General features: G+C 63.2%; 14 protein-coding genes. 6 read left to right on the forward strand and 8 right to left on the reverse strand.

Annotated elements, in window-relative coordinates:
- The first annotated feature begins 12 nt into the window (after positions 1 to 12).
- Together BLS52_RS10135 and BLS52_RS10140 are read left to right on the forward strand one after the other, a co-directional pair.
- Positions 13 to 1,137: a ParA family protein gene (locus BLS52_RS10135; RefSeq protein WP_245702788.1), complete on the forward strand. Its 1,125-nt coding sequence runs from the start codon at positions 13 to 15 to the stop codon at positions 1,135 to 1,137.
- A 94-nt stretch (positions 1,138 to 1,231) separates the two neighbouring features.
- On the forward strand, positions 1,232 to 2,665 hold the full coding sequence (locus tag BLS52_RS10140) for a ParB/RepB/Spo0J family partition protein (protein WP_175460143.1): 1,434 nt from the start codon (positions 1,232 to 1,234) through the stop codon (positions 2,663 to 2,665).
- Between the two features lie 2,830 nt (positions 2,666 to 5,495).
- On the opposite strand, the gene trxA is transcribed toward BLS52_RS10140, so the two are convergent.
- From trxA to BLS52_RS10165, 5 genes are all read right to left on the reverse strand, one after another.
- Complete coding sequence (gene trxA / locus BLS52_RS10145) at positions 5,496 to 5,819, reverse strand: thioredoxin (protein ID WP_090586456.1); 324 nt, start codon at positions 5,817 to 5,819, stop codon at positions 5,496 to 5,498.
- A 21-nt stretch (positions 5,820 to 5,840) separates the two neighbouring features.
- Positions 5,841 to 6,875 carry a thioredoxin-disulfide reductase gene (gene trxB, locus BLS52_RS10150; protein ID WP_090586458.1) on the reverse strand — a complete coding sequence of 345 codons (1,035 nt, stop codon included), beginning with the start codon at positions 6,873 to 6,875 and terminating at the stop codon, positions 5,841 to 5,843.
- 119 nt (positions 6,876 to 6,994) lie between these two features.
- The gene (locus BLS52_RS10155) at positions 6,995 to 8,518 is read right to left on the reverse strand and encodes a hypothetical protein (RefSeq protein WP_090586460.1); all 1,524 of its coding nucleotides are present in this window, start codon (positions 8,516 to 8,518) and stop codon (positions 6,995 to 6,997) included.
- A gap of 81 nt (positions 8,519 to 8,599) precedes the next feature.
- Positions 8,600 to 10,207 (reverse strand): murein biosynthesis integral membrane protein MurJ, encoded by a 1,608-nt coding sequence (gene murJ, locus BLS52_RS10160; RefSeq protein WP_245702789.1) that lies wholly within the window; start codon positions 10,205 to 10,207, stop codon positions 8,600 to 8,602.
- Positions 10,208 to 10,390: 183 nt separating this feature from the next.
- Entirely contained in the window at positions 10,391 to 10,870 is a 480-nt protein-coding gene (locus BLS52_RS10165) for an NUDIX hydrolase (RefSeq protein ID WP_245702795.1), read from the reverse strand.
- Between the two features lie 211 nt (positions 10,871 to 11,081).
- On the opposite strand from BLS52_RS10165, the gene BLS52_RS10170 reads away from it, so the two are divergent.
- Together BLS52_RS10170 and BLS52_RS10175 are read left to right on the forward strand one after the other, a co-directional pair.
- Entirely contained in the window at positions 11,082 to 12,527 is a 1,446-nt protein-coding gene (locus tag BLS52_RS10170) for a CCA tRNA nucleotidyltransferase (protein ID WP_090586467.1), read from the forward strand.
- Positions 12,524 to 13,171, forward strand: a complete 648-nt coding sequence (locus BLS52_RS10175) for a histidine phosphatase family protein (protein WP_090586468.1) — start codon at positions 12,524 to 12,526, stop codon at positions 13,169 to 13,171. The genes BLS52_RS10170 and BLS52_RS10175 overlap by 4 nt, the downstream gene beginning before the upstream one ends.
- A 107-nt stretch (positions 13,172 to 13,278) precedes the next feature.
- Here the strand turns inward: BLS52_RS10175 and BLS52_RS10180 are convergent, their stop codons facing one another.
- On the reverse strand, positions 13,279 to 14,439 hold the full coding sequence (locus BLS52_RS10180; protein ID WP_090586471.1) for a DUF418 domain-containing protein: 1,161 nt from the start codon (positions 14,437 to 14,439) through the stop codon (positions 13,279 to 13,281).
- 145 nt (positions 14,440 to 14,584) lie between these two features.
- On the opposite strand from BLS52_RS10180, the gene mshA reads away from it, so the two are divergent.
- Both mshA and BLS52_RS18980 read left to right on the forward strand, forming a co-directional pair.
- Entirely contained in the window at positions 14,585 to 15,832 is a 1,248-nt protein-coding gene (gene mshA, locus BLS52_RS10185) for a D-inositol-3-phosphate glycosyltransferase (RefSeq protein WP_090586513.1), read from the forward strand.
- A 634-nt stretch (positions 15,833 to 16,466) separates the two neighbouring features.
- Positions 16,467 to 17,249: a GntR family transcriptional regulator gene (locus BLS52_RS18980; RefSeq protein WP_281241705.1), complete on the forward strand. Its 783-nt coding sequence runs from the start codon at positions 16,467 to 16,469 to the stop codon at positions 17,247 to 17,249.
- Between the two features lie 26 nt (positions 17,250 to 17,275).
- On the opposite strand, the gene BLS52_RS10200 is transcribed toward BLS52_RS18980, so the two are convergent.
- Positions 17,276 to 17,779: a hypothetical protein gene (locus BLS52_RS10200; protein WP_090586475.1), complete on the reverse strand. Its 504-nt coding sequence runs from the start codon at positions 17,777 to 17,779 to the stop codon at positions 17,276 to 17,278.
- Positions 17,776 to 18,615: cytochrome c biogenesis CcdA family protein (locus BLS52_RS10205; protein ID WP_090586477.1), on the reverse strand; the 840-nt coding region annotated here is incomplete at its 5' end. The genes BLS52_RS10200 and BLS52_RS10205, both read right to left, overlap by 4 nt.

The following is an 18,615-nucleotide window of genomic DNA, read 5'->3' on the forward strand; positions in this document are numbered from 1 at the left end:
ACGCACCTGAAAGTGAGCGAGACGCTTGTGACGAAAGATTCTGCCACGCGACGTGATCAGCCTACGTCGATGATGGGTTCGTCCTTGGCGATCACTATTGCTGATATTCAACCGGAAGTGTTTTCAAACCCGATCAATACCGGCATCGTTTCACGTGAAACGAACGGACGGAACACCGTTAGCACCACCAACCAGGCAAGCGCCGGCAAGTCCAATGGGAGCAAGAGCGTTATGGACGTGCTCGATGACAGTACCCCGCTAGCACGCGAACTGGCGTCGGAAAACCGGCGTAGGGAGAAGTTGCTCGGTCGCAAACTGCCCCGCCCTGCTGCCACCCGGGTTCTGACCGTCAGCAACCAGAAGGGGGGCGTGGGCAAGACCACCACTACGGTAAACCTCGCAGCCGCCCTTGCGTCGGCAGGGCTCAACGTCCTGGTCATCGACATCGATCCGCAAGGCAACGCCTCTACCGCACTTGGCATTGAGCATCATGCTGAAGTTGACAGTATTTATGACGTTCTCATTGACGATCTTCCGCTTGCGAATGTGGTGGCCCCCTGCCCTGATGTGCCTAACCTGATCTGCGCGCCCGCCACTATTCATCTCGCTGGCGCAGAGATCGAGTTGGTCTCACTGGTCGCGCGCGAACAGCGTCTTCGACGCGCGATCGACCTCTATGCGAAAGAGCGTGAGTCCAACGGCGAGGAACGGCTCGATTACATTTTCATCGATTGCCCGCCGAGTCTCGGACTGCTTACAGTCAACGCATTCGTCGCTGCCCGGGAGGTCCTTATACCGATCCAGTGTGAGTACTACGCACTGGAGGGGCTGAGCCAACTCCTCAAGAACATCGAGATGATTCAGAAGCACCTGAATGCAGACCTGGTGGTGTCCACCATCCTTCTCACCATGTATGACGGCCGGACGAATCTCGCCGCTCAGGTTGCTGCTGAGGTCCGGGAACATTTCCCTGACCAGGTCTTGAAGGCGGTTGTACCGCGGTCAGTGCGCATTTCCGAGGCTCCGAGTTATCAACAGACGGTGCTGACCTACGATCCGTCCTCGAGCGGAGCCCTGTCCTACCTTGAGGCCGCGACGGAGATCGCAGAGCGGGCTAACACCGAGAAGTCCTCCTAGAGCGCCTGCGCGGTTCGGCGCGAGTCCCACAGTAGACTGGACGCATTATCAATCGTTGCAGTTTGTCTGCTCTCCTTCGAGAGGAACCGTTCCAATGCCCGAGAAGCGTAGAGGCCTAGGCCGAGGACTGGGCGCGCTCATTCCGAGTAGCGCGGAGCAGGAAGGTGGCGCCGCAGGTGTCAGCACACGCTCTGCTGAGCGCGGACGGCCAGTAGATCTGTTCTTCCCCTCCTCGGTGTCCAATGGCTCCTCATCTGAGGACGGCAATGGTGTACAGGAGGGCGCACTCCGCAGTGCCGGCAAGTCCTCGATCAACAAGGACGCTCTCACCGCCCCCTCAAAGCGGACCAATGGCCGCAATCAGGGAGCTTCAAAGAAACCCGTCTCACGGAAGCCCCGTACCTCGGCTCCAGCTCCGAAGGAACCGGTAAGCGGCGACGTGCCGGATGCTGTTGAGCCCGCGGCAGGGTCCGCCAAAAAACCATCCACTGCGCCGGTATCGGCCCCTGTTGAAGGCGCTTCGAACGAGCAGGAGCAGGTCGCGGATACTGCACCCATGGCAGATGGAACTGCTGAAGAAGCTGGCGGCGCTGCTCTTTCCCAGCCTGGTGACGAAGAACGGCAGGCCAAACAAAATGTGAGCGATGCTTACGCTGAGGACAGTTCCGAAGCGACGGCCGCCGAGGACCCTGTTTCACGTGAAACCCTCCGTGAAGTACCGGGTGCCCGGTTCGCCGAAGTACCAGTGGGCTCGATCCACGCCAACCGGAAGCAACCGCGAACTGTATTCGACGAAGACGAGATGGCTGAGCTCGTCCATTCAGTCCGCGAGGTCGGTGTTCTTCAGCCCATTGTGGTTCGTGCATCGCCGGAGGGTGGCGAATACCAGTATGAGCTCGTCATGGGTGAGCGACGGTGGCGTGCTTCGAGGGAAGCGGGACTCGAGACCGTTCCGGCGATTATTCGGGATACCACCGATGATGACCTTCTGCGGGATGCACTCCTGGAGAACTTGCACCGCAGTCAACTGAATCCGCTTGAGGAAGCGGCGGCGTACCAGCAACTCCTCGAGGACTTTGGGTGTTCACAGGAGGAGCTGGCGGCGCGGATCGGTCGATCACGCCCTCAGATATCAAATACGCTGCGCCTCATGAAGCTGCCTCCCCTCGTACAACGCCGCCTTGCTGCGGGCGTGTTGAGTGCCGGCCACGCTCGGGCGCTGCTGGGTCTCCAGGATCCCGGGGAAATGGAGAAGCTGGCGCAACGGATAGTTGCGGAAGGACTATCGGTTCGGTCCACGGAGGAGATCGTTGCGATGAGTGATGGCCTGCGGCGACCCAGTAAGCCCGCAACACCACGGGCCGGTGCACGTCATGAGCGTCTTGACTACCTCGCCACATCCTTGTCTGACCGCCTGGACACCAACGTCAAGATCACCCTGGGTGCCAAGAAGGGGCGAGTGAGCATCGAATTCGCCAGCGTAGACGACCTCAACCGAATTATGGGAGTGCTGACGCCCAACTCTTGATCCAGGCCGCCAGTACGTCAGGGGCGTCGTTTCACGTGAAACGGCGCCCCTTTTGATGTCATAGTCAGGGACGAAGACGCTCTGAATGGGCGACGACGGCGACGCTGTGCGTTCGGCCGCCCTCGACGACAGGCCCCGGGGGCGGATTCGATACTCTATAGGAACACCTCTCTATGGACACAACGAGTCATCGCGAGATGTGGCTTCTGGGGCGTCCCCACTTTCGTCACGATACGGGTGGGCACCGATCGAGGCACCTATGGGGGTAGCGATGATCCATCCAGTTCAGGTGGGAGCGCCGCAATCACGCGCCAGATGCTGCGGCACATGGGCACATTCCAAATTTCTAGCAGAGGGTCTCGGCGCTGTTTCACGTGAAACACCGTCGTACGCCCCGGTGCTCTGTGGTGCTGTGTCCGCGTGCACGCTCAAGTAAATGCGGCGCCGTCTGCAACCAACCGAAGGAAGGGCGTGACATGCGCTGCATGCAGCATGAGGCTCACTCCCCAGGGGGTTAGCGTTACGGGCGCCGGTGCTTTTCAGGACGGAAATAGTCGACCTTGCTTCTGTGCGTCGAATCGGTGCTCTATTCGACCATGCTCAGTCGGGTTGGACTTTCCCCGCAGGCCCTTGCGGGAGCCAACCGCCCTTGGAGGATGCGCGCAGGCCGGCTCGTCGGCGGTGAGTTCCGAGCGTCTGGCTCAAGGCGCTTTCAAGGCGCTGATGTGAAGAGATCCTTCGTGGGGGCTGCAAAGGCCTAGAGACGTTGCCCGATCGATGCGGGGACGAGGCGCCGGCCGTTTCACGTGAAACATCGTTGAGGTGACAGCTACGACCAGATGCACCAGGGTCGCTTCCCGGCACCGTGAGATGACCCGGTGTGCGTAGAAATTGGTTGGGCATACTCTGGTCCCTCCGAGCGCGGGGCACTCGGGCGAGGTTCAGCTTTCTACTGTCCGCTTCACGTGAAACGGGTATGAACGCTATTCCCACAGCATCGCTGCGCGCTCCTCCGTCGCTGGGAGCAGGCTGGCGACTGGAGTGTTCGCGGCGTGGACTTCTTCTGATCGGCAGCCGTCGTGGATCTATGTCCGATGGATAGCGCGGCGGCCGTCACTTGGTTGAACCCGCGTTGGATACAATTACTTCTCCATAGCAGCGGTCCCTACGTGTCAGATGTTCCGGAACAGGGCGGGCACGGTTGTCCTCCGGCCGCGGCGCTCACTGGCTCAGCCGCTGAAGGGTTCTCTTCCTGTCGCTTTCTTCAAAAGCATATCCGATCGATCTTGTGGACTATCGCTCTCTAGCCGGGTCGATCGTCGCGCAACAACTGGCCGGTTTCACGTGAACACCCGGCTACGGAAGGGCTGCCCTTTTCGCCCACCGCCCGTGTGGTGGCGCTTTCCTCAAGGTCCGTGCACATGGACCGCACCAATCTAGTCGCCCGCTTGCGCCTACGCCGAACGGAGGGGTCGCCGTTAGGATCGATTCTTCGTTGTTGGGAAACCTATGCGTGGGTTGGCTGGAGGTATCCGGGTGAAGCCGAAGGTATCCGGGCGAAGCAGTGTGCGCATCATGCTGCGGGAACGTCGTTGACTTCCGTCTCCGTGAAGAACAGGCTGACCAACTCCCGCCGGCCGCGACCGGTGGGACAGTGATCTGTTGTCACCATGCCAGGCGGCCTCGGGCCATTCCCGCTGCGCCGAGGGCCGCCGGCCGCCCCCAGCGATCAAGGTGTAGCTATGCAGGGTGTCACCACAAGTTCGCGCCACCGTGCCCCAATTTTGCGCGCGTTTCAATGGTGGCATCGTGAGCATGGCGGGCAACGGGGGCGTGGTGTCTGGTCGCGGGCTGTCGTCTATGTTTCACGTGGAACGTCAGCGGGCCTTCTCCTGGTGGACAGTGTTCCGCTTGAGCTGGCGGACGGTCTTGATGGTCGGGTCGGCGAGGCGGCCGACCCTTCATGTCGACGCCGTATGTCGGGGCTGGTCAAGATTCCGACGCATTGATCGTCGTCAAATGCTTGTGGCACCGGTGCCCTCATGAAGCTGCCGCGGCCCACTCCTAGGAACTTGCGCCCGGGTGACTAGGCTGCGGTCGCAGCTCTTCGCAGGTCAACGAGGGCGCGTCTCCCCGGGTCTATCGCTGTCCGGCCCGTACTTGCGGAGGAGTTGTGCTCCTCTGCGATACGCGCGTGGCGCTTCATTGGCTGCGGGCCGAAGGTTTCAAGCTGCGCGTACGCCACCGGGTCCTGGAGGCGTGGCTTTCGTTTCACGTGAAACCCTATGGACCTCTCACACCACTCTTACCAGTTGGCCGTACCGCGCTGAGAAACCTCGCCACCTACACGGGGGCGGTAGGGCACCCGACGGCCGCATGGAGCCTGACTCTTTGAAACTCAGCCTGGAAGGGTCGGCACGAAGCGACCCCCACTCGAGCGGTCCGGTCGGCGTAGGATGAACATGGCATTTACCGGGACGCGCGTGGAGGTTATTCTTGATTGCTGCTGCGGTCACCCGCGGCGTTTTACGTGGAACGGTAGCTCGACGCTCGGCTGTCTGCCGCAGCTACAAAGCGCCGCCGGCGCTACGATTGATCCTCCCCGAATCTCCGCACCGCGAGGCTGTCTCCGGTACTCCTGTTCCGCCTAATAGGCGGTCGAAATTCCCTTATCAAACCGACCGCCGAAATCAATGACGGGCAGCTCTCACCGTTTCACGTGGAACGGCGCCGCAAATGTAAACGCTGGGGGTGACGACCAAACAAAAAGACCGGGCAGCTATGAGGCGCCCGGTCTTTTTGTGATAGCTGATTTAGAGGAACTGAGCCTTTAGAGGAACTGAGCGAATTCCTGCTCCAGGACCTGCTTCGGCTTCGCCCCGATGGACGTTGCGGCTACTTCGCCGTCCTTGAAAACATAGACAGCAGGGATCGAGGTGATCCCGTACTTTGCAGCGGTGGCCGGATTATCGTCTACGTTAAGCTTCACAACATCAATCTTCTCGGAGTGCTCGGAGGCGATGTCATCGAGGATCGGTGAGAGTTTCCGGCATGGCCCGCACCATTCAGCCCAAAAATCAACCATTACTGGTTTAGTTGACTTCAGTACGTCGGCTTCGAACGAGCTGTCCGATACTTCCCTTGCGTTACTCATGGGTACTACTCCTTTTCGGTATCAAACGGAGGCTGTTTCAGATACGTGTTCAGCGATCGGCGTGGGGACTTCCGCCGCGGTCTCGACAGAGTCTCCCAGGTCGGCGAGGTAGTGCTCCACGTCAATGGCAGCTACGCATCCCGACCCCGATGCTGTGATCGCCTGGCGGTAGGTCGGGTCAATAACGTCGCCGGCAGCGAAAACTCCGGGCAGTGAAGTCTTGGATGTCCGACCCAATACCGCAATTGTTCCTTCGTCAGTGAGTTTCAGCTGGTCTTTCACCAGATCGACGCGCGGGTCGTTTCCAATGGCCACGAACACTCCGGTTACGGCGAGCTCCCTGGTGGACTCATCCACCGTGCTGGCGAGAGTGAGGCCCGTGACCTTGTCGGTGCCGTGTATTGCTGCCACCGCCGCGTTCCACTCGAACCGGATCTTTTCATGTGCCAGCGCGCGATCCTGCATGATCTTGGAGGCACGCAGGGAGTCGCGCCGGTGTACGACGGTGACGGAGCGTGCAAACTTCGTGAGGAAGAGCGCCTCCTCCATGGCCGAGTCACCGCCGCCGATCACGGCTATGTCCTGATCCTTGAAGAAGAATCCGTCGCAGGTGGCGCACCAGCTGACGCCATGCCCCGAGAGCCGCTTCTCGTCAGCGAGTCCCAATTCGCGATAAGCGGAGCCTGTCGAAATGATGATCGCCCGCGCACGGAAAGTCTCGCCGGTTCCGATGGTGACGGTCTTGATCTCCCCGGACAGATCGACCGAGGTTACGTCTTCAAAGAGGATCTCGGTGCCAAACCGGACAGCCTGCTTCTCGAAGTTCTCCATCAGGTCCGGACCCATGACGCCATCAGGGAAGCCTGGGTAGTTCTCTACGTCCGTGGTGTTCATCAGCTCACCGCCGGCGGTGACGGAACTTGCAATCAACAGCGGCGAGAGGTTGGCACGGGCAGTGTAGACCGCGGCTGTGTAGCCGGCGGGTCCCGAACCAACGATGATGACGTCCCTGACGTCAGCGGACGTGGTGCTGGCCGATTGTGTCTCTGTGCTCACGGGTTTGGTGGACCTTTCTGTCGGTGAGAGCGGGCAAAGCCTCAAGCCCGGTCGCGATCATTGTCAACAACGACACACCGGGCGCCGTTATTCCGTGTGTCCCAGTGCCGCGCGGGGCGCTAGGAAATGTTGATCTCCGCGATGCGCATGCCCCAGGGGTACTGAGCCTGCACGTTGGAGAGACGCGGCAGCTGGGTGAAGTTGACGATCACATACTGAGCGGTAGGAGGTGCACCGTCGGCTTCCGGTACGTTGAAGGTGACGGAAGGGCCGGTGAAGCCTGACTGAGCAACCTGGGTTGCCCCCTCCAGGGTTGGCTGATCGTTCAGCAACACCGTGAAGCTGCCGCCCGAACTGTTCAGCTGTTCGATCTGTATCTCGGAGATGTTGGACGGCTCTTCCAGCTCGACCACCAGCGCCAGGTTCTGGGCGAGACCGCCGAACGTCTCGTTGGCGTACACGAGGCTGCCCCAGAAACTTGCCGGATTGTCATCGATGATCGCGCCGAGGTCGGCGTCGGTCTGTGAATTCAGTTCCGGATTGTCGGGGACAAGACGGGTGACACCCGTTGCAACCGGAGCAACGAGTTCCGGTTCGGGAGTAGCGGAATCCGTTGCGGAAGGCGATGTGGTCTGGCCTTCGGTGGCTTCAGTCGTGGCTTCTGCAGTGGTACTCTCGCTCGCTACGGGCGGGTCGAAGAGGGGCCGGAGCTGAGTTACGGCGAGAATGACGGCGCCGACAATCACCAGCGCGAGTATCAGACCGACAAGCAGGCGTGTGAAGCGCGGACTGTTCTCGCGGTCATCAACGTCGTCATACTCCTGGTAGGAGTCGTCGTCGTCGTACTGGGTGCCGGCAGCAGCAGCCCCGCCGCCCGCAGCGGCGGCCGGGAAACGCGATGCAGGTCGCTGTGAGGATCGGGAATCCTCTGACCGATCGGAATCATCGCCGGTCCAGGCGGAAATCCTGGGCTTATCCGTTTGCTCCTCGCCGGGGGCTGCACGTGGCGGGGCACTGGGCGGTGGCGGCACATTGGCCTTGTTCCCTGCTGGGCGGGACTCCGTGACACCCTGCGGAGCGGTGCCCTGCTCCGAGCGCGCGGATGCTGCGGCGGCACCAGCGGCTGCCCCACCGGCCGCAGCGGCACCAGCGGCCGCCCCGCGGCCGAACCGGGGCATGCGTGCTTTCGGCAGGCGTGAGGGGCGCCGCTCCGGCTCGTGGTGGTGGTCATCGTAGTAGTCGTCGTCCTCGTAGGTCTCCGGTTCCGTGGAGCGTGCCACGCCGAAAATCTCCGAGCCGAGTGTGTCCGTGAAGAACGGTTCAATGTAGGGGGCATCCTGCTGGATGACCAGGTCGAGGAGATCCGCTGCAGGTGCCCGATTGGTCACAAGGTAGGTCCCGGCGTCGGTGATCCCGAGGTCAAGGACCTGGATGTTGCCGGGGCGTTCGCCAGTAGCTACCTCACGCGCGCTCGTGGCCACCTGGCTCGCGTTGGAGACCGAGGCCACCAGAATGCTCACTGGACGATTCAGCACCTGATCGACGCCGTCCAGCACCAGGTCCTTCTCAGCAGAGGCCAGTACGTAGGCGGTGACCTTATAGCGGCCGCCCAGTACTGAACCGACATCTACTGCTTCTGGCACGAGTTCCTCCCGGATGTGGATACTTTGTACCAATGCTACCGGTCACTTCCGGGCATACTGCGCTACGCGCGGCGACCGCCCCTAGCGGCGGCGAAACCGGGACAGCAGCGGCGCAAGGAAGTCACTCAGTTCAGTGACCCTCAGGACCTTCAGCATTCCGACATACACAGCCGCCATGACCGGCCCGACCACCAGAAGCACGACGGCGGCGCTCGCCACCGACTGCCAGGCGAAGCCGTCCGGCCGGTAACCACCGAAGGCCCAGAGCAGTCCCGCTCCGACCGCAGCCGCCATGAGGCCGGCGATAGCCAGACGGACATGGACGTCGTAGATGTGCCCTGCGCCGTATCCGCCGATTTTTCGGACCAGGAACAGGTGGCTGACGATGACGGCGATGATGTTGCCGACCGTGAAGCTCAGCGCCAGCATGGGGACAATCAGGCTGGGTTCAAACAGGCTGGCGGTGAGCGCAAGGGCCACACCCGCGACAGAGAGGATGAGCTGGATCTTCAGCGGTGTGATGGCATCTTCAGCGGCGTAGAAGACGCGGTTCATGAAGAAGTTGGCGCTCAGGAAGGGCGACCCGACGGCCAGCAGCGTGATGACCACGGCGTTGAGCGCGCCGCCTTCCCGGATGCCGCCGGAAAAGACCATGCCCAGCGGTCCTGCCAGCGTGAGGAGTGCTGCTGCACCGAAGACCGTCGCGACGCCGATCGTGCGCAGGCCCAGTGACAGGGTCTCCTTCGTGGTCCGCAGGTCGTTCTGGGAATGTGCGGCGGCGAGGCGGTTGAACATCACGGTGGCCAGCGAGAGCGCGATCACCGAATGCGGGAGAACGTAGACCAGGGCGCCGATATCAAGGTTGGTCAGACCGGCAATGTAGGTGCCTTCGGGGAGCTCGGTGCGGGCCTCGGTGGCGATAGTGGCGACCCACTGATTGACCATGTACAGGCCGTTGCCGATCAGCATGGTGACGATGGTGATTGAGGCGAGCCGGCCGGTCTTGCCCAGCCCCACGCCGCGCCACCCGAATTTGGGTCGGAGGCCAAGGTGCAGGCGGCGCAGCGGCACCAGAAGCACCAGCGCCTGGACAACGATGCCGAGGGTGGTTCCGCCGGCGAGGAGCAGGGTGTGGGTGGGCGTCCAGGTATCGGGAGTATGCCCGGTGGTCCGCTCGGCACCCATCAGCGCAATGAATGCGATCAGGAACCCGATGGACACGATGTTGTTGACCACGGGCGCCCACATATACGGACCGAATGACCCGTTGGCGTTGAGGACCTGGCCAATGATCGAGTAGAGACCGTAGAAGAAAATCTGCGGGAGGCACCAGTAGGCGAAGACGGTGGTCAGTGCCAGCGCATCCCCGGACACATTGGTGAGCAGGTCCGCGAGGAAAGGCGCAGCCAGGGTGATCAGCACCGTCATGATGAACAGCACGATCACGGAGAGGGTCATGAGGCGGCTGACGAAGTCCGAGCCGCGGTCTTCCTGCTGGCTCGCCCGGATGATCTGGGGCACCAGCACGGCGTTGAACACGCCGCCGGCGATCATCAGGAAGATGTAGGTGGGCAGGTTGTTGGCTGCCGGGAAGAGGTCCGACACCGCCCCGGCCGTGCCGATCGCGGTGGCAAGTAGGGCAACCCGGACGAGCCCGAGCAGGCGGGATACCAGGGTGCCCGCAGCCATGATCGCACTGGATCGTGCGGTGGAATCGGTAGGCGGCACATTCCCGGGCGCAGCGGGACGGCGACTGGGAAGCACGCCCGCATCCTGGACGGGTATTGAGGCGGTGTTGGTATCAGACATCGTGACTTATCGTCTCACCAATAACGGACGACGCCGGTCACCGGCCGCAACCTGCGGACGGGATCAGAGGTACTGCGGCAGCACTTCGCGGGCGAGGTCGGCGATACGGCGCTCATTCGGGAAGGACAGCTTGCGGCCGAGGTCGGCGAGCGGCACCCACGCCACATCGACTGCCTCGTGATCGGGATCATTCTCGATGGTGAGGTGCCCGCCGGTGGAGACAAGCAGGAAGTGGTGGACCGTCTTGTGGACGCGGTGCCCGCTGACGGTGAACCAGTAGTCGATGCTCCCCAGCGCAGCCAGGACGCGGCCGCGGATGCCGGTTTCCTCTTCGATTTCCCGTACTGCTGCCTGCTCGTTGTTCTCCTGGTTTTCCGGGTGGCCCTTGGGCAGGCACCACTCGAGGCGGCCTCCGCGGTTGAGGCGGGCAATGATGGCCACATTGAGGAGGTCAGTGGAGGTGTCGACGACGATTCCGCCGGCTGACACTTCCTCCACAGTGGGAAGGCTCTGGTGGATCAGGGGCGCGCTTGTCCGGCCCATTGACGCTGTCAATGGGGTGCGCTTCGGGGCGCTCGGAACAGGACGGTCCATGACCCCACTCTAACGACCTTTCCGGGCCGATGATGACCGGGCACGCGGCATCGGCGTCCCCGTGCAGAACCCTCCGCGTGTTGCCCGCCACCGCCTGCGTCGGAGACGTTTGGCTGCCCGTAATGGTGTTTGGGCTGATCTCTGGCACGCTTAAAGAACTATGGTGCACCTGTTGGAAAATTCCCCGCTGACCGCCCCGCTTCCGGCGGTGGTGACCGAGCTCGGCCGGCTCTTCGCCGAAGCCGGCCATGAACTTTCCCTGGTGGGCGGCCCGGTCCGTGACCTGTTCCTTGGACGGGTTTCTCCTGACCTTGATTTCACGACGGACGCGAGCCCGGACCAGACCATTGCCGTTGTGCGCCGCTGGGCGGATACCTTCTGGGAGATCGGCCGCGAGTTCGGGACCATCGGGCTGCGCAAGGACTCGTTCACCATCGAGGTCACCACGTACCGCGCCGAGGCCTATGACCCGTCCTCCCGCAAGCCGATGGTCGCGTTTGGCAGCAACCTCGAGGAAGACCTCCTCCGCCGTGACTTCACCATCAACGCCATGGCCCTGCGGCTTCCCTCCCTGGAGCTGGTGGACCCGTATGGAGGAGTCAAGGACCTCCATGCGGGGGTGCTGCGCACTCCGGGCGCGCCGTCGTCGTCGTTCTCTGATGATCCGCTCCGGATGATGCGGGCAGCGCGGTTCGCCTCCCAGTTGGGGGTGGAGGTGGCACCGGAGGTGCGGGAGGCCATGACGGCCATGGCGGAGCGCATCACCATCATCTCGGCGGAGCGGGTGCGCGATGAGCTGACCAAGCTGATCAACGGAGCGCAGCCCCGCCGGGGTGTTGACCTCATGGTGTCCACCGGGTTGGCCGACCACGTGCTTCCGGAGGTGCCGGCGCTGCGCCTTGAGATGGACGAGCATCACCGGCACAAGGACGTCTACCAGCATTCGCTGACGGTCCTTGAGCAGGCCTGCCAATTGGAAACCGACGACGACGGCGCGGTGCCGGCCCCCGATTTCATCCTCCGGTTCGCTGCCCTGATGCACGACGTCGGCAAGCCGGCAACGCGGAAATTCGAACCGACAGGTGCGGTCAGCTTCCGCCACCACGATGTGGTCGGCGCGAAGCTGACGGCGAAACGGATGAAGGCGCTCCGCTTCGACAACGACACCATCAAGGCCGTGGCGCGCCTGGTGGAGCTGCACATGCGCTTCTACGGGTACGGTGAGGCCGGCTGGACGGATTCGGCGGTGCGTCGCTACGTCACCGATGCGGGGCCGCAGCTCGAGCGGCTGCACCGGCTCACGCGGTCGGATGTCACCACGCGCAACCGCCGCAAGGCAGAGCGCCTGGCCTTCGCGTATGACGATCTTGAGACCCGCATCGCGGTGCTGACCGAGCAGGAAGAGCTCGCATCGATACGGCCGGACCTGGATGGAGAACAGATCATGGGACTGCTGGGCATCCGGCCGGGGCCGGTTGTGGGACGGGCGTACCGCTTCCTGCTGGAGGAACGTATGGAACATGGGCCGCACAGCCGCGAGGAGGCCGAGGCCAAGCTGCACGTTTGGTGGGCGGACCAGCCCGAGTCGGCCGGAGACGGGTCATGAGCCAGCCCGGCGCGGCTGCTGCGGACCTCACCCCCGCGGGCACCCCGCTGCCGAACCTCTGGCTCCTGCGCCACGGTGAAACCGAATGGTCCAGGGACGGCAACTACACCGGCCTCACGGACCTTGCCCTGACCCCTGCAGGTGAGCAGCAGGCACGCGATGCGGCGGCACGCGTGGCCGGCGTCGAGTTTGACCTGGTGTTCACCTCTCCGCTGCAGCGTGCGCGGCGAACGGCGGAGCTGGCCGGATTCCCGGACGCCGAGGTGCTTCCGTATGCCCACGAATGGGACTACGGCGACAACGAGGGCCGCAACAGTGCGCTGGTCCGCCAGGAGAACCCGGGATACCTCATCTGGAAGGACGGGGCGCCGAACGGTGAGACCCTGGCCGAGGTCGCCGCCCGGGCGGACCGGATCATCTCCCGCGTGCAGGCGGGCTGCGGTACGCCGGCCGACCGGGATCCGGAGGCAACTCCGGTGCGGAACGCGCTGTTGGTGGCGCACGGCCATTTTCTGCGCATCCTGACGGCGCGGTGGCTGGAGTTCGAGCCGGTCGAGGGCCGGCGCTTCATCCTGGGGACGGCGGCGGTGTGCGCGCTGGGTTGGGACAAGCGCACTCCCGCGATCCTGCGCTGGAACATCTAGGCGCACGGTACTTGCAGTGCGGTGAGCAACCAGGACACTTCCCCGAGCAATCTGGTCCACGGTGAGGAAATGCTGCCCACCTTTGTCCAGCCTGCTCCCGGCAGACGCTAGTTCTGCAGCGCCTGCGGGCGCCGGCGACCGTAGGTGGCGCGGCGAAGCAGCCACTCGGCCGGTCCTGTGCCCACCCGGGAGAGCAGCAGTCTGCTCAGCACCAGTTGCGTGATGAAGATGACGACGGCGATGCCCGCCACCGCTGCCGCCGGCAACCGGTCGGAGAGTCGCAGGCCGTAGGCGGTGAAAAGAAGCGCCAGGATCGCTGACTGCAACAGGTAGTTGGTCAGTGCCATACGCCCTGCCGGGGCGAGGAAGGCACACAGTCCAGCGCCCGGCGTCGTACGGAAGAACAGCAGCAGGAGACACACGTAGCCGGCTGTGAGCAGTGGGGCGGTGAGGGTTGAAATGCCGACGGCGAGAACACTGAACCGGTCACCGTCCACGTAGGTGGTCAGGTAGGCCTGCAGTATTCCGGCGGTGAGGCCGAGAGGCAGGCAGACCGCCGTCGTCGTCCTCAGTTTGCCGGACGGCAGCCAGCCCTCCAGGAGTCCGGCCCGGCCGGCTGCCAGACCGATATAGAACATTGCCAGCGAGAGCGGCCCCTGAAAAAAGACCACCCCGGCCACGTTTTCAAGGAAGTGGGCGGCGTTGGTGGCGAAGGCGGCACCCGGACTGCGGGTCAGGGCGCCGGGGTCTGCGGTGGGGGCCAGCGAGGGCAGACCCGCGCCCCCGACCGCGATCAGCAGACCGACCGCCAGGATCAGGGATCCCATGATGCCGATGATCGCTGCGCCCACGGCAACCGCAGAGTAGGTGCGGATCGAGTGGGTGGCCAGCAGCACCACCCCCATGAGGGAGTAGGTCAGAAGGATGTCGCCGTAGAACAGCAGCAGGCCGTGGGTAAGGCCAAGAACAAACAGGGCGGCCAGGCGGCGGCGCATCCGCGATGCAGGGGAAACATGCGCGGACTCCGCTGCCCGCCACTGCAGGACAAAGCTGTAGCCGAACAGGAATGAAAAGAGCAGGTAGAACTTCGCCTCGAAGAGGGCCGCGACGGTGAAGCGGACGGCAAGATCGAGCGCCGAGTTGTGGCTCGGGCTGATGGTGCCTGCGAGAGCGTAGGGATCGGCGAAATACCAGATGTTGACCATGAGGATGCCGCCGAGCGCAAAGCTGCGCAGCGCATCGACTTCCCGTAGGCGTCCCGATCCCACCCGGTTCCTTTCTCTGGATCCCCGCCAGCCTAGCGCTGTTGTCCCGTCACGGAATGTAGCGGCCGGCCCGTGCGTTATAGGGTCAAAGGCGGTCAACGGGCAAGTGTAGGCACAGCCCTGAACAGGAATGGTGAAGGGAGGGTTCGTGACCCCGGTGAAGCGCGTGGCGATGCTGTCGCTTCACACATCGCCCTTTGACCAGCCCGGCGGCGGCGATGCCGGCGGCATGAACGTCTACGTCCGTTCCGTGGCGCTGGAACTCGCCAAAGTGGGAATCGACGTCGAAATCTTTACGCGTGCGGCCTCCGACGGGCAACCCCATATGGAGGAGCTCGGTCCCGGGGTGCTCGTCCGTCACCTCATTGCCGGCCCCACCCGCCGGGTGCCCAAGGAAGTTCTTCCGCAACTGTCCGATGACCTCGCCGACGCCATCGCGGATGCGACCGATCTCCTCGCGGACGGACACTTTGACGTGATCCACTCCCACTACTGGGTGTCTGGGATCGTGGGTCTGACCGTCGCGAGGTCCCTCAAACTTCCCCTGGTGCATTCAATGCACACCATGGCGAGGGTGAAGAATCTCCGCCTTCATGCCGGCGGTGTTATGGAACCACAATCGCGCATCGACGGTGAGCAGGCGATCGTGGAGGGCGCCGACCGCCTCATTGCCAACACCAGCACCGAAGCCGCAGAGCTGGAGTCCCTCTACGGCGCAGCTGCCGAGAAGGTCGATATCGTGGCCCCTGGCGTGGATCTCGACATTTTCAATGCGCGTGAGCGGTCCGTATCCAGGAGACGCCTCCGGTTCCCCGAGAGCGCCTTTCACGTGGTTTTCGCCGGCCGGATCCAGAAACTCAAGGGTCCCCACCTGCTGGTCGAGGCGGCGGCCGACCTGCTGGCGCGGCGCCCGGATATCCCGCTGCAGGTCAGCATCATCGGTTCCGGGAGCGGCTCTGAGGCCCTTGAGCTGCAGCCGCTGATCGACCGCCTGGGACTGCATGACGCCGTCCGGCTCTACCCCCCGGTCATGGCCGGCCAGCTGGCCCATTGGTTCCGTGCCGCCGACGTCGTTGCTATGCCGTCCTACAGCGAATCTTTCGGCCTCGTGGCGCTTGAGGCGCAGGCCTGCGGCACACCTGTGCTCGCCGCGAACGTCGGAGGCCTGCCGCAGGCGATCAGCGACGGGCGGACAGGGGTCCTGGTGGACGGCCACGGCGTGGGTCTGTGGTCGGCTGCGCTGGAAGCACTGCACGACGACGACGGCATGCGCCGCACGCTGGGCACCCATGCCGCGGTGCACGCGCTGGCGTTCGGCTGGCAGCGCACGGCGTTGTTCACCGCGCAAAGCTACCGCACCGCCGTCGAGCAGTATGAGAGTGCGCCTGCGCTTTAATATGTGGCATCTGGTGACAAGTGCATAGGTGAGCGGCTCCCGGTTGGCTGGTTAGGGCACCGCCGAGGGCGCCCGCAGTATTCATGCTCAAATCCGAAATGCCCTGGAGATCCTTCCTCGACCCGTACGAGACTCGCACCCTCAATTGGTGGTTTTCTTGCAGGGAAAGCGGGTTGGCCGTGCAAGTCAGTCTCGCCGAGCATGGTGCTATACCCCATGGGGTATAGTATGGATAAGTAATCACTTGTCGAAGGAGATCTCAGATGTGTCGAGCGGTGTCATGCAGGAAGTGTGGGAAAACGACGTGGGCAGGCTGCGGTCAACACGTGGATCAGGTGTTGCGGAGTGTGCCCAGAACACAGCGCTGCACCGGTCACGAGAACGAGCCCTCGGCATTGGCCGCGTTCTTTTCGAAGCTTTTCGCTAAACGCTGAGCCAGTGTCGCTTTTCCTGTGCGGCATTCCTTGCGGTTAAAGGGGGTTTACGTGGGAGGGGCAGGCTTGGCAGGCGGCGCGGACGAGCCGACGTGGAGTCGAACGGATCCTTCTTCGAGAAGATTCAAGCTTTTAGTGCCGGTGGGCCGTGACGTAGTGTCGTGTTACGACAATCGGCCGCACATATCACTCGAGGCTACGTGGATACTCAAGAGCAGGCGTCCTTTCCGGCTGAACGGTCTGCGCCACGAGGGGGGTCACGCCGTGCTCCGCTGTGGAAAAAGGTCAGCGCCGACCTGAGGGATGAGGTACTTGGTGGCGTCTTTGATTCGGGTTTTCCGGGCGAGTTGGAGTTGGCCAAACGGTACGGCGTCAGTAGGGGCACTATCAGGGCTGCACTGCGGCCGCTGCGTGAGGCTGGACAGATTACCGCGCACCCCGGGCGGAAGCCTGCGGTTATTGCGGGGAAGAGCACAGCTTACGGGCCCATCTACAGTTTGTTGGCATCCATCCGTGAATCCGGCCTGCACCATTCAAGTGTTGTCCTGGCACAGCACCTGGTGCGGGATGCCTCGGTTGCCGGGAAGATGTCACTGGAGGCCGATACGGAGTTCTTTCATCTTTCGCGTGTGCGTCTGGCCGATGAGGAACCCCTTGGACTGGACCAGGTTTGGCTCCCGACGGCCGTCGCCGCGAAGCTGATGCAGTCGGATTTCACCGAAGCCGCGCTGTATGCCGAGCTGGAAAAACGCTGCGGCATCGTGCTGGACGGTGGCACCGAGCAGTTGACTGCCGTAGCTGCCTCCGCGGATCAGGCCTCCCGCCTGAACTGTGCCGAGGGGATGCCATTGCTGCTGATCGAACGCACCGGATGTTACCGGGCAAGGACTCTGGAGTTTCGCCGCAGCTACATTCTGGGAGAAAGAATCACCATAGCGACTTCGTTCGGGTGTAAGGCCGGCCCCGACTCGCGTCCTGATTGAAGGGCCTCATCGGCCTCGCACATGCGTCAACCGTTTGCTGACCGCGCGGCAGCCGGCACCTGTGGCGCCCGGCACCGGTCCTCGGATGTCGCCCGTTGGTGGAGGGCCCACATGAGCAGGGCCACGGACCCGGCAGCCAGCAGCGGCTGGATGGGCTCGAAGTACCGCATGGCACCGGAGGCTCCCAGTGCCAGCAGTACGATCTTGTTGCAGACCGGGCAACCCACCGCGAAGAACGATATCGCTGCACCAACGGCTCCGAACCGGCCGTGGCGATAATTCTGCGGAGTCGGTTCACGGGAGACGTACGTGGCGGCCACCATGCCGGTGAGCCCGGCCGTCACGGCCAGAACAGGAAAGGACCACCACGTCGGCGGAACCTCCCGCGTGAACAGCGGCGTGTCAATAAGATCCGTCGGGACCGCCACGACCAGGTAGGTGATGAGCGCGCCGCCGACCGCGGCCAGCCAACGCCGGGCAGGCCAGCTTGCCAGGGCCACAGCCAGGGAGATGCGGTGAGCGTCCTTCATCGAACGTCCTTTTCTTCTTGCACGGCGGATCTTTTGCGCTCGGTGTCGGCATGGCGTGATTCTCGGCGGGTTCTCCAACGCAGTGCGGAGGTCAACGTCAACACCGCCACGGCGGCCACCATGAAGACCGGATTGGATACACCCGAGGCGATCCCACTGGCAGCTGATTCAAGGCGGAACTGGTCGGACACGGTCAGTACCCCACCGAGTCCTGCGGTGCCGTCGGTGACAAGCAGGAGCACCCCAATGCCGATTGAGAGGCCACCGGAAATGACCATCACCACGGAGTTGGACCACCGCCCCACCCTGACCTGACGCGGCCGCAACCAACTCCGCCCGGAAACCCCCAGCCGGTCCCACAGGAGGGCCAACACAAACAGCGGTAAGGCCATCCCCAACGCATACACGGCGAGCAGAACCCCGCCATATACGGCATTGCTTCCCACCGCCGCCACGGTCAGGACTGAGCCGAGAATGGGGCCGGTGCAGGCTCCGGCGACCCCGTAGACAGAACCGAGGACGAACACGGACAAACGGGGGCCTTCACCTTGATGGGCGCTGCGGAACAATGGGGGCAGGCGGATCCCCACCAGCTGGGCTATTCCCACGCTGATAACCAGAGCTGACGCAACTGCAATGAGAACGCTGCGGTGCTGGGTCACCAAAGAGCCGAGAGCACCGGCGAAGACGCCAAGCGGCACCAGTGTGGAGAGCAGCCCCAGGTAAAACAGCCCGGTTCTGGCTACGAGCTGGGCAGGGGTGGTGAAAGCGTAAGCGAAAAAAGCCGGCAGCAGTAAAGCTGAACATGGGCTGAGTAAGGTCAGGAGACCACCAAG

It is taken from the genome of Arthrobacter subterraneus (assembly GCF_900099735.1).
Lineage (GTDB): Bacteria > Actinomycetota > Actinomycetes > Actinomycetales > Micrococcaceae > Arthrobacter_D > Arthrobacter_D subterraneus.

Excerpts from the sequence above, each read along its gene's own strand:
- BLS52_RS10165 (WP_245702795.1), bottom strand. The coding sequence starts at position 10,870 with ATGGGCCGGACAAGCGCGCCCCTGATCCACCAGAGCCTTCCCACTGTG.
- trxA (WP_090586456.1), bottom strand. The coding sequence starts at position 5,819 with ATGAGTAACGCAAGGGAAGTATCGGACAGCTCGTTCGAAGCCGACGTA.
- murJ (WP_245702789.1), bottom strand. The coding sequence starts at position 10,207 with ATGGCTGCGGGCACCCTGGTATCCCGCCTGCTCGGGCTCGTCCGGGTT.
- BLS52_RS10140 (WP_175460143.1), top strand. The coding sequence starts at position 1,232 with ATGCCCGAGAAGCGTAGAGGCCTAGGCCGAGGACTGGGCGCGCTCATT.
- BLS52_RS10170 (WP_090586467.1), top strand. The coding sequence starts at position 11,082 with ATGGTGCACCTGTTGGAAAATTCCCCGCTGACCGCCCCGCTTCCGGCG.
- BLS52_RS10175 (WP_090586468.1), top strand. The coding sequence starts at position 12,524 with ATGAGCCAGCCCGGCGCGGCTGCTGCGGACCTCACCCCCGCGGGCACC.
- BLS52_RS10200 (WP_090586475.1), bottom strand. The coding sequence starts at position 17,779 with ATGAAGGACGCTCACCGCATCTCCCTGGCTGTGGCCCTGGCAAGCTGG.